This window comes from Viridibacillus sp. FSL H8-0110, from assembly GCF_038003565.1.
GTDB lineage: Bacteria > Bacillota > Bacilli > Bacillales_A > Planococcaceae > Viridibacillus > Viridibacillus arenosi.
This window is the reverse complement of record NZ_JBBOPJ010000002.1, coordinates 1-10,002: the sequence shown is the minus strand read 5'-3', so window position 1 is coordinate 10,002 and position 10,002 is coordinate 1. Positions and strand designations below refer to the sequence as shown.

At 33.8% G+C, this 10,002-nt stretch carries 9 protein-coding genes; all 9 read right to left on the bottom strand.

Annotated elements, in window-relative coordinates; genetic code table 11:
- Nucleotides 1-20 precede the first annotated feature (20 nt).
- The 9 genes from MHH98_RS22025 to MHH98_RS21985 all read right to left on the bottom strand — a co-directional run bounded on the left by MHH98_RS22025 (nt 21) and on the right by MHH98_RS21985 (nt 9,919).
- Nucleotides 21-1,001, bottom strand: coding sequence for an HTH domain-containing protein (locus MHH98_RS22025; protein WP_340713619.1), 981 nt, complete (start codon nt 999-1,001; stop codon nt 21-23).
- Nucleotides 1,002-1,530: 529 nt separating this feature from the next.
- Complete coding sequence (locus MHH98_RS22020) at nt 1,531-1,824, bottom strand: hypothetical protein (protein WP_038179335.1); 294 nt, start codon at nt 1,822-1,824, stop codon at nt 1,531-1,533.
- Nucleotides 1,814-2,575, bottom strand: a complete 762-nt coding sequence (locus MHH98_RS22015) for a ParA family protein (protein WP_076035529.1) — start codon at nt 2,573-2,575, stop codon at nt 1,814-1,816. Before MHH98_RS22015 ends, MHH98_RS22020 begins: the two co-directional genes overlap by 11 nt.
- 321 nt (nt 2,576-2,896) lie before the next feature.
- The gene (locus MHH98_RS22010) at nt 2,897-3,982 is read right to left on the bottom strand and encodes a site-specific integrase (RefSeq protein ID WP_340709444.1); all 1,086 of its coding nucleotides are present in this window, start codon (nt 3,980-3,982) and stop codon (nt 2,897-2,899) included.
- Between the two features lie 1,688 nt (nt 3,983-5,670).
- Nucleotides 5,671-6,225 (bottom strand): site-specific integrase, encoded by a 555-nt coding sequence (locus MHH98_RS22005; protein WP_038179346.1) that lies wholly within the window; start codon nt 6,223-6,225, stop codon nt 5,671-5,673.
- Nucleotides 6,226-6,425: 200 nt separating this feature from the next.
- Nucleotides 6,426-7,172: a CsxC family protein gene (locus MHH98_RS22000; protein WP_038179344.1), complete on the bottom strand. Its 747-nt coding sequence runs from the start codon at nt 7,170-7,172 to the stop codon at nt 6,426-6,428.
- 259 nt (nt 7,173-7,431) lie between these two features.
- A complete protein-coding gene (locus MHH98_RS21995) occupies nt 7,432-8,610 on the bottom strand; it encodes a BC_2427 family protein (RefSeq protein WP_076035531.1) in 1,179 nt (392 codons plus the stop codon).
- A 396-nt stretch (nt 8,611-9,006) separates the two neighbouring features.
- Nucleotides 9,007-9,288 carry a DUF5839 family protein gene (locus MHH98_RS21990; protein ID WP_076035532.1) on the bottom strand — a complete coding sequence of 94 codons (282 nt, stop codon included), beginning with the start codon at nt 9,286-9,288 and terminating at the stop codon, nt 9,007-9,009.
- Between the two features lie 64 nt (nt 9,289-9,352).
- A complete protein-coding gene (locus MHH98_RS21985; protein WP_038179339.1) occupies nt 9,353-9,919 on the bottom strand; it encodes a helix-turn-helix domain-containing protein in 567 nt (188 codons plus the stop codon).
- Between the last annotated feature and the right edge of the window lie 83 nt (nt 9,920-10,002).

Here is a 10,002-nt window from a genome sequence, read left to right as displayed (position 1 = left end):
AATAAGCTAGTCACTATTATTTATTCTTCTAGCCAATTATAAAATACACCTTTTTTTGTTTTTCTAACGTGCTGATTTGCTAGTTTAACTGGTTGAATTGAAGGATATTCTAATCTATTTAATAATGCAGTTGTAAAAACAGCTACTACATTATCAAAATGGTTATACTCCATATCCATTGAAATATGATGAATTACTTCTTTAGCTGCAATGAATCGTTTTACATCTGTATCTGAACCTACTCTTAAAGCCAGTTTATAGGCGTTTTCACGAACGATAGAAGGATAGGGCATAGATTGTATGAAATCGAAAAACAAATGCTGATACTCGTTGTCTGTGTACGTTAAAAGCAATGTACGTTGTTCTTCGGAGGTTATCGGTTGTTGAGATTCCACTTCTTCTTTAAGTGTTTCTAACAAATTAAAACTATGAATATATTTATTATTAGCTTGTTTTGAATTATTTAAAGATAAATAAAGGTTAGGACTCTTATTTTCTTGTTCAAACGTAGACATATCAATGTCTTTAAACATTTTCTGTTGTGCATCTTGCTGTGCGTTTAATTGTGCAATAGATGCTTCTGACAACAAGAAAACTTCCCTCATAATCGATTTGAAATTCTCATGTTTCTTATCTACAATGACGTATTTACCACAATTTGATTTAGCCGATCTCAAACGGCCAACTACAAATTGATTCGTTGTTTTAATAGCTTTAATAGCATTTCTAACCGTTCTAACTGATACTCCAAGCTTTTCTTCAAGCGTATCAGTTCCAACTTTACATAAGCCATTAGCAGACAACCAGAATGCGATCTGTTCTAATACTAAGAATTGTTTTTGTGGAAATAGTTCATCCATAAATATATTTTGTTGCAGCAAATCTTCTTCTAGTTGTTTTAAACGATTTTCTTTTAAAGATCGTTTCGGTTTATTTCCGCTGTAGGTCATGTAAAATTGTGTTCTCTGTTGAGTTGCTGTTAGTGTACTGTTAGTTGTCATTGTTATCTTCTCCCTTTTAAGAAAACAAAAAAGCATAATCAAACACTGTGTAGTGAATGACTATGCTTCTTCTTAATGACAATAATTAAATTGATATAAGAAAACTTCCTTGATAAATTGATATTCATCATATAAAATAATGACATATGAATTGATTCAAGAAGTTAGCAACGTCAATCACACCCTATATGTGATCTGGCGGTCAATAACAGGATTGCAGTCCTGTTATTGATGCTGACTTTTTTGATTTCGTTCAATTAAGTTACATAAATAGTAACATTACTACTTCGAATTGGAAACAATTATTATCCTTACTCGGCACATTTTACCTCTATATACATGTCCCAATTCACCCCCCACTTACAATTCATTTTTTTCAAATCCTTATCTTTGTCAATACTTATATACCGCATTGCTAGTTTCCACCGATTTTTCCATGCCCTAATTCTTTATGGATCTGATCCACTATCTCCTTTGTTGCATTCGCAAAGTTGATTCTTTAATTCACTATAAATATAAAATTACTTGCTTAACGATTTAACTTATCAAGATATTCTTTCAATGCAACATCTACAATATCTAACATTGTACATTCCTCCAATGCTGCTGCTGCGCGTAAACGTTTGTGCAGATCAGCATCCAATTCAAATGTCGCCTTCTTAATTTTACGTTCAACTGCATTTACAGAAACCTGTATATCTGTATTTGCAATTTCCTGTATTTTTTCATTATCTTGTTGTAATAACTTACTTACAACGTCCCTATTACCTTTTGATTTAGGTGCTTCTTTGGGATTTTTATTATATTTATCTTTAATTGACACGACTCAACAACTCCTCTATGAAATTTCTATGTTGTTCCGTTGCAGCTCTAATTTCTGGATTATTAATAATACCGTATACAGGTAATCTCCCAATAGCTGCACGTCTTGAAATAACTGTATCAAATATCAAATCCTTATATTCTTCACGTACCAATTGCAATAACTCTTTATTATCAATTCGTCTCGCATCAGATAATGTAGCAAGAATCCCAGCTATTTGTAATGTATCATTGCCATTTTCTTTCGCACCCTCAATTGTTTCCATAAATCTAGGAAGAGCATTATAACTAAATTTAGCCGTTTCAAACATCATCACTACATAATCACTAGCCATCAAAGCATTAACTGTTTGAATACTAAGATTAGGTGGTGTATCAATTAAAATATAATCATACTGGTCTTTTACACTTTCAATAACTTCTTTAAGCAATTGAATTTTACTTTTTGGACCTCTATAATCTGCAATCAATACTAAATAATCGTCAGCTGGTACATAATCAATATTATCAGTAGCAACTTTAATATATGGATCTATATACCCATTCTCCATTGCCTCTTTGATTGTCTCGTGATAAAACACTTCTAAATCATCATAACCACTCACCAATTGAGTTAAATTTCCCTGACTATCCATATCAATCGCCAAAACTTTATAACCCCTCTGACCTAACAAATATGCAGTAAGACCACAAGTTGTTGTTTTACCAACTCCACCTTTCTGCAAAGAAAATGTAATAACTTTTGCTAACATTCAAATCACCATCCTTTAATAATAGTAAACAACACAAGCAAGAAACTGTAAAACCGTAAATACAGGTATGTATAAAGAAACGAACCTTAGAAAAACCGATAACATAAATAAAAGCACCCATAGGATGCTCAAAAACACTAACCACAGACGCTCCAGACTCTATAGGGGTTATTGTTTCTAAAAAACATTATTACCGTAAATACATAAAACTGTATATACAGTTTTATGTATTTACGGTAATATGTATTTTTCTTTACAAACCTCAATTCTTCATATATCTCGTAGTCAAATCAAACTTGTACAAATTTTCATATTTAGTAATCAATCTCCCATATAACGCATTGCTAGTTCCCATCGATTCTTTCCATGCCCTAATTCTTTATGAATCCGATCCATTGCCTCTTTTGTTGCGTTATACAACGTTTTATCCGTTTCACTTAAAATGCCGTAGTCGGCTTTCCGATTTATGCTGCAGTTATCTATAATCCTTTGCATCATTGTTTTTTGCTCAGCTGTCATGAGCTGATCCATACGATTTCTTGCATATGCATGGCGAAATCCATGTGCACCTCGGCCAGCCTGATCAATCCCTGTTTTCTTACAAGCCACATTAATACCGTCTCGAATCGTTGAGTACGATACATTGACCACTCGTTCTTTGTCACCTTTTCCTTGAAGTAACTGTTCTAGACGTTTTTCAAAATGACGAGGGATATGGATTTCTCTTTGTCGTCCACCCTTCGTAATCCCTGCACCATCGCCTTTTTTTATTTCAAATTTCCAACTATCCGTTTGTTCCTCGTATGTAAAATGTTCTACTCTCGCATTGGTAGCTTCTCTAACTCGTAAACCCAGCTCTTTCATCAAATCAACAGCCTTTGACACTTCTGGCGATACATTTTCGCGTATCAACTGCATTTCTTCACGCGTATATGCCCGATTTCGCACATCCAGCCCACGTGTCCGCGTCTCTAATCTTTTCGCTGGACAAAAACCTTCAAAATGATTAGAAACGCTCTCAAAGCGTTCAGAACGCTTTAAAAATCCTTTCTCTAAAAGACGAAGGGACGTTTCAACATTAATTTTATGTCCTTCAGAAATTCCTTTCTCACTCAAATGCGCTATATATCCTTTGTAATGATCCTCATTCAAATCAGCAATCGATTTTACTCCATGCTCGGATCTCGCCCATTTCACGAAGTTTTGGCAATCACTCATAGTATTTTCCTTTTGTTTTTTCGAATGAATACCACTGTTTCCATCCTCTCTTGCTGTTCGCTTTGAAGTACCGATTTTATCAATCACCTCAATGCTTTCTTTGACCTCTCTTACGATCGATGTACGTCCTCTTCTTGCCATTTCAACACCCCATTTTCCCAAAATTTCGTGCTCCGCTGCGCTACGCATCCACCTTATTGCACCAACGAGCAAGCTCGTTCATGCAATAAGGTGTCGGATTCATTCTTCGAACGAAATATATAATTATCAATGTGCCTGGTAAATCCAATTCAACCTTCCGCACTTTGTTATCGGAGTGTGCCATCAATCAATCTCCGCCCATTTTGCGCTGGGATGCGCAAACGAATTTGCGTAGCAAATTCAATGTGCAGCTTTCAGCTGCACGCAATCGCTCAGCGATTGCTAATTCTCCTTATCTCTCATTTTCACTTTTCCTCCATCCGTTTTTTGAGACGCAAAAAAAAGCACGCCCTCTTAACCATCCCTTACTTGGTTAGTGACCTACCTGATCTGTCCTCTTATTTTGTTTTTTTGTATCAGCCAATTGCTAATTAGGGGTGTACTCTCCCTACGATACATTTCTATCCACTCAACGTGTGTTGGTTGTTAAATAGGCATACTTTGCCCTACCCAAAATTACTCTTGTTAGAATCAATTGAGAAGCCCAAAGGCTTAGAGTGTTAATTTCTATCGTCTGCCCCCGCATGGGTGCGACCAAAAATCAAATGAATTAATATGCCTTTATAATAGCATTAAAAATTCCTTCCATCAATCAACCAAGAACGTTCTTTTTTGAAATCCTACTCCTTTCAGTTTAGTTTTAAACATAAAAAAAACGACTACTCCCTTGTGGGAATTAATCGACTTTTCAAATGTACAATAGCTAAAAAACTACGCACGTATCCTTTTAAATTTTTGGCCATGTCTATTTAAGACATACTAGCCCGTTACATTGTCCTACAGTGGGACGTAACGAATGATTTTACGCCAATCTCCTGACTTCTCCATAAACATTGATTACGCGGTCGGCATTTGGCTTCTCTTACATACGGAATAATCATCTAGTTCATATCCGCTAATTGCGTATGTAACAGCTAATGGTTTAAATGTTGCTCTGCTCAATATACTAGTTTTTCTGCACTAATCAACAATATAAAAAGATTAATCATAATATAAAATAATCTTGCAGAATACTCGGTAGAAACAGAGCTAAGAAAAGGAATACAACTATTAAAATTTTATTCTTTTTAGCTTCTGATGTTTTTTTCGTTACTTTTGTTCATTGTTATTGTAAAGGCTCCACTAGAAGAATGTAACGCAGCATAATTAACTTATAAATCCTATTTTTTACATTTAATATAATTAATATGTTATATTTTTTGTTTAGTATAATAAAGGAGGTGACTAGATGATAAGATTTATGAAAATATTTTTTGTTTTGTTTCTCTATATCTATATAGTGTTTTATTTAAAACATTTTGAATTAGAGCCTATATTCTTTATTGCTAGTATTTTATTTTTTCTATCAATTATTATTAGTCTTACATATAAACAATACTTTGTAGTTAATATTTTTTTGATCGTTGCATTAGTCAATCTTTCAATGATATTTGCATTATATGCTTATTTTAATATTGGCATTATAATATTCTTGGTTTTAATTTTCATCTTATTTATTTATTGTTTTATTCTTATTTCTACTAGGAAAAATATTCAAGATAGCTGATTAATATAGATTTTCTTTCCTCTTTATTATATTTCTCTTATCATCTTTTTAAATAAAAAAAGAGTCTCAATGAGACTCCTTATTCGGTAGTCACATTAAATTTAACCAAATCTTCTCATAGAAAATCCTCTCACAAAGAAAAGTCCTCCATTGTCGCGTCCACTTCATCTTCTGTGACCCCTATGTACTGCATCGTGATCGAAGGTGCGGAATGATTAAATAACTGCTGTAACACTGCGACATCCTTATGTTGCTTGTAATGATGATACCCAAACGTTTTGCGCATGGTATGTGTGCCGATATCCTCTCGTCCAAGCGCTTCTGCCGCCTTTTGCAGGACCCTGTACGCTTGTGTGGTGGAAATATGGCCGTTTCCTTTCTGACTGGGAAACAACCACGCAGATGGGCTCAAATAGCGTGTATACGACTCGATCAACTCTCTTGTGGCCCGTGGAATCAAAAAGCGTTTCGTTTTCTTCGTCTTTTGCTCGGTAATCACCAAATGCGTTTTCCCTCGGACATCTTCCACTTTCAATGGGACCAGATCACTCACTCTCAGCCCAAGGTTAATACCAAGGTTAAATAAAAACAGATCTCGAGCGCGCGCATACTTAGACAGTGCCCACCGGAAATCCACAATTTCTGCCTTCGTGCGCAATGGCTGCACGTTCTTTTCTTTGGCCATCTCAACCCCTCATTTCATCCAATATCGTACATTTGATGTATGTTAGTGTATCACGAAAGGAAGAACCCCGTAAAACCGCACAAAAAACGTATGAAAATATACATTTTCATACGTTTTTTATTACATAAAAAATTTCCTCAACTTCTTATGATTGAGGAGATAATCACATAGTTTTGTTTATATTAAATTGTGTGTTCAATTTAACATTCAAGACCAGTATCCAAATTTGGTATAATTCTCAATGTACCTACACGATGTTGTTGAACTTGTAACACTTTAACAAAAACATCCATAACGATTTTTTCACGTATTGTTCCAAACTCACCTTGTGGTTCAACAGTAACTGGAGAGAAATCAAGTTCAAAGAAATTAGCACCTATTAATTCCCCATATGGTTGTTCGTTGTATTTCACAGAATTTTGGAAGAAATATTTATCCAATCGAGGTACTTCACCATTAGTGTCGTTTAAGAAATATGCTTTGTTACTATCAGAAATACCAATAATAGGTTTGCTTAAGAATTCATTTGCTGTAATCTCAGCGAATCCAGAAAACGGTACTTCAACAATTCGATCTTGTAATACACCTTGACAATCATCTGAAGAATACTCAATATTTTTCCGAATAAACCCTGATATAAATAATTTTGCTTTCGTTACTTCAAAGTAGTCTGTGCTTCCAATTTGATCAAATTTTACAGGAATGAGCTTCACTTGATTTAAAAAGACATTCTTTGTTACACGTTTAATCTCTGTTGCTGGTGGATCAAGTGAAATATCTGTCTCTACAACAACTTGAAGTGATCTTTCTACAAGTACAACCGGGACTTTCAAAATTGGCGTACTTACTGTCGTATCATTTAATACTGCATCATCAGACACCGGAATTTGTTGCGTTGACGGTACTGCGCATGATTCTTGTTGCTGGTTGCAATTACATTTTTTCATTTACTCACCTCTTTTGCTATTTTTTGAGCTTTTTCAAACTCTTATAATAAAATATGTGGACTAAATATTTTTAAATAGGCTAGTAGAATAGTCATTATGTTCATTTTTAGCTGGGGTTATTTACTAAACATAAATAGAGAAACTAATTATTATTATTTATATCAACCTACAAAGATGAGATATATCATAGTTTATTCATTTAAACATTTGTATCAATAATAATCCCATCTCGTGTTATAAAAATCGATGCATTTAACTACTATTCTTCATCATATAAGGTAGCCTTAATTTTCTGTATTTGTGAAAGATGAACGATTAAATTAAGTACCATTCTTTGGTGAAGTCGATTTTTCTTTTGCTTTTGTGCTGCATTTTTATTGTGATTTGTATTAGCTGAATACTTAAATCTTTGAAGAATTTCCCCTTCCAACGCTACTTTCCCTTTACATATCGTACATGTCCCATTACCTAATGATTTGCCATATTGAACAGGAGTAAATTTAAAATTTATTAATTCAACATTTCTGGAGATTTCTTTAAAACCAAGAACTTCCTGTTCAAAGAAAACTTGATTGCTCATATTTATTTCAATTTCATACTCTCCTACTACTACAGGGACTCTTACCTCTATATGTGTACATTCTGGTTTCCCCTTCTTTTTTTGTGAAGGCATATGGATTGAATTAGCAACCGTTTCATATATCCGTTTCTCTGCATGATGCATTTCATTTTCAGTAGTAAAACTAATAATTTCATTAATTTTTGAACGAACTAACCTATATTTCACTGGCTCAGGGTAAGATAATTCTGTATGAATAAACTGTGAATGACTTTCTGATTGTTGTGTCTGATCATCACCTTCGAGGAATAGTGCAGATTGCTGAATGATATCACCTCCAATGGGTCTACGGAGAAAATCGTTAATGTCAAAAAATATAGTAAATGGAATTATATTCTCTTTTGAATAGATATTCCCAAAATTAGAAGGTGGAGTTACATTATGTTCTTCTTTATCTTCTATTCTCTTTTTTTTTATTTCCTGTTCTTCGATATCTGCCACAGATTCTGTTTTAATAGTTCTGTTATCACTTATTGAATTAGCCTGCAATGTCTCTAACTTTCTTTGTTGAAATTTAAAATTATTTGTATTCTTTTTAAAATGACGGCATTTGATTTTTGGTAATATGCGTTTTGAAGGGATTTTTATGTTATTTAATGATTTCTCACAATCATCTTTTTTTTCACATAAAGAATCTTTCTCTGAATCATCAAATTCAATTGATTCTTTAAGGGATTTGGTATGTACTGATTCATTTTCATTATCATTATCATTATTTTGATGTTGATATAATTCCTGGTCAGTTTGAGTCTTATAACTATTTTGTTGCTGGAATTGAATCCGCTTTAATTCATTGTAGAAAATCAATGGAGTATCCATTCCATCCACTCCCATAAAAATAGGCTTTTATCTATTTATTTATGCTTCTTGGCTTTTTTGGTTCCTGGTGATGAAGGATTGTCTTCAATTTAGCAATTGATTATGGTGAACGGAACAACAAAAAGCCTAATTCCTCAATTTAAATGCTGAGAAATTAAGCTTTTTAATATTTGAAATATGGACCTGATCCATTATCTCTTTTGTTTCGTTATACTACGATACGACTTATCCAATCCACTTAAAATGTCATAGTCGGCTTTCCCATTTACGCTACGGTTATCTACAATACTTTGCATCATTGTTTTTTGCTCACCTGTCATGAGCTGATTCATACGATTAAAAAGGAGTATTAAACAAAGGTTTAATGCTTCTTTTTTTCACTTCAGTTAAATTCTCTTAACATTGTTCAACTTTCTTTGGTGCTCTTTCCAAAATCTTAACTACACGTTTATAACGTTTTCCAGTCTCTTCTAATTCTTCTCGAGAAACATTCATAACTAATACTCGTGCTACATTGTTTTTAGAATGAACTAAAACGATATCCCCCTGTTGAATACTCTCATTACGTAACATTTTAGGGATATGCCAATTATATAATTGGGTAGTATTTAATTGCATAATTGTCTCTTCCATAGAACTTTTAATATGAAATCCTGTTATTGTATTATTTTCAATCATAGCCATCCCCCTAGTATAATTCACCCTTTGCCAATTCAATGTAACAATCGATTTTATACACCGATTATTTTTTAAACAATCTTGCTAGCAAAGAAGGTTTCTTTTGTTGACTTTGTTCTTCTAAAGATTCTATTTTTGCATTGAGCTTCTTAATTTCATTCATAAGTTCGTTCATTTGTTCATTACCTTCGTTATCCGATTCAATCGCTTTTAAAGTAGCATCCTGCTTACTTTCTAACCCTACTAATCGCTCATTTAGCGCCTTATTTTCAGCACGCATCGCTACCATCTCATCGCTCATAAGCTCTAATATGCGATAAAGCTCATTATCAAAGGGCTCAACGGTCATCGCGCTTTGTTCATCGCGCTTGCGCTCGGCGATTGATTGAACAACGCTTGAAGGCGAAAAGTCAGCGCTTGAAACCTTTATTGCAGCTTCTTTAAGCGATAATTCACCGCGATTTTTAAGCGCTAGCATAGCGCTGAGTATATCAATATCGTGTTCGTTATATTGACGCTGTTTATTTGCATTTTTATGTATTTTATAACCGTTTTGCTCCAATAATTGCGAATAAGCTCGTAAAGAAGGTGCTGATACGTTCAATATACTTGCTACATCACTAGCATTCATAGTCCGATCACTCCTTTTCAAACCAGTTGTAACCTTACATTTTTATTGTCAAACACTCTCAAAGACAATCTCAAGCATAGCAA

Excerpts from the sequence above, each read along its gene's own strand:
- MHH98_RS22025 (WP_340713619.1), bottom strand. The coding sequence starts at position 1,001 with ATGACAACTAACAGTACACTAACAGCAACTCAACAGAGAACACAATTT.
- MHH98_RS22015 (WP_076035529.1), bottom strand. The coding sequence starts at position 2,575 with ATGTTAGCAAAAGTTATTACATTTTCTTTGCAGAAAGGTGGAGTTGGT.
- MHH98_RS22010 (WP_340709444.1), bottom strand. The coding sequence starts at position 3,982 with ATGCGTAGCGCAGCGGAGCACGAAATTTTGGGAAAATGGGGTGTTGAA.
- MHH98_RS22005 (WP_038179346.1), bottom strand. The coding sequence starts at position 6,225 with ATGGCCAAAGAAAAGAACGTGCAGCCATTGCGCACGAAGGCAGAAATT.
- MHH98_RS22000 (WP_038179344.1), bottom strand. The coding sequence starts at position 7,172 with ATGAAAAAATGTAATTGCAACCAGCAACAAGAATCATGCGCAGTACCG.
- MHH98_RS21995 (WP_076035531.1), bottom strand. The coding sequence starts at position 8,610 with ATGGATACTCCATTGATTTTCTACAATGAATTAAAGCGGATTCAATTC.
- MHH98_RS21990 (WP_076035532.1), bottom strand. The coding sequence starts at position 9,288 with ATGATTGAAAATAATACAATAACAGGATTTCATATTAAAAGTTCTATG.
- MHH98_RS21985 (WP_038179339.1), bottom strand. The coding sequence starts at position 9,919 with ATGAATGCTAGTGATGTAGCAAGTATATTGAACGTATCAGCACCTTCT.